This is a genomic window from Luteibacter sp. P4_E6, assembly GCF_056401535.1.
This window is the reverse complement of sequence record NZ_JBFUJE010000834.1, coordinates 1-1,192: the sequence shown is the minus strand read 5'-3', so window position 1 is coordinate 1,192 and position 1,192 is coordinate 1. Positions and strand designations below refer to the sequence as shown.

The window sequence follows — 1,192 nt, the reverse complement described above, 5'->3', positions numbered from 1 at the left end:
TCCCAGAGCGCATCGAGAGTCGATCGCGGAACGAACTCAAGCTTATTCCAGAACCTGCTCTCGAGCGCCTTATATCGACCAGGAATGCTCAGGGCTTCTGAGTGGAGACGGAGGACTACGTCTGGGTGCCGAGAAAGGTAGCGCTCCAGATGAGCTCGATCCCACAGCTGAACGGCGGGCATAGGATGCGCCCGCTGCCACTGCTTCACCCAATCTCGCGTAGGATTTGAGAACTGCGTGTTCGTCACAATGATGAGCCGGTCTACATCTTTGTACGCGAGCGCATTGTTTACGGCCGCTTTTACTTCATTAGGCTCGACCGTTCCGCAACGACCCTTACACTCAATCCACCATCGTTGCTGGTGGAGCTCACCGGCGTCATCCGGCTGAAAAAACTGAGCCTCTAAATCGCGACCGCCGTCGGCTGCACCGCCCCCCATACCACCCGTCCGCCATTCCAAATCTTTGGCTCCCATTGCATCCAGCAGCCAATAAACGCACTCTTCGAGGTCGCGCCCCTTAAGTTCTTCAAATGGAATGGCCGCGGGCAACACCCATTCATTTCCTTGCGTTGGCTTTGGCATTGAGCTCTCAATATTGTGACGCAGGGAGAGTAGCGACAGGCCACAAGTGCTCCTGACCRTCGCGCCTTTAGGAACGGTCGACAAGCGGTGTTTAGCGGGGCTTGAATGGCCCGACACCATTGTCAGCGACAGCCAGCGAATTGCAAAAGGTAGCCGACACCGGATGGAACGGGCCGCGGTCGCTGTTGAGGCAGCTTCGCAATCTTGGTACCGCCAACGCCCAGCCGCTTGCACATACTGCTGACCCGTATATCTACCGGCTCTTGACCTTCGATTTGACCGCGTGCCTGGCGGCCTCCCCGCCCGGCGAGAGGACTCGATCTCTGATCGAGCTATCTGGAACGATCACCGCAACGTTCAGACTGGTGCTGACACGACCCGCGTCGTGGGAACTCTGGGCTTCTACCTTTTGCGGCTTCTCGACACACACGCCAACTATGAGAACCGCGCCAGAAATGAGTGGTACCGTAGTTTTTAGAATACGAGCCACAACTCCGAATACTTCGATGGGTCGGGTTGATGGCCACGGATCGTGTGGGTTCGTACCCGCCGTATAGGCAGCGTGCTTCGCAGTCCACGCATCCCAATCTGCTTCAGCCGAATAATGC

Annotated in this window: 2 protein-coding genes; both read right to left on the bottom strand. The window is 57.0% G+C overall.

The features are described from left to right. On the bottom strand, window positions 1-584 hold a 584-nt coding region (locus AC1DT2_RS23920; protein ID WP_477299182.1), incomplete at its 3' end, for a restriction endonuclease. 253 nt (window positions 585-837) lie between these two features. Then, on the bottom strand, window positions 838-1,192 hold a 355-nt coding region (locus AC1DT2_RS23915; RefSeq protein WP_477299181.1), incomplete at its 5' end, for a hypothetical protein.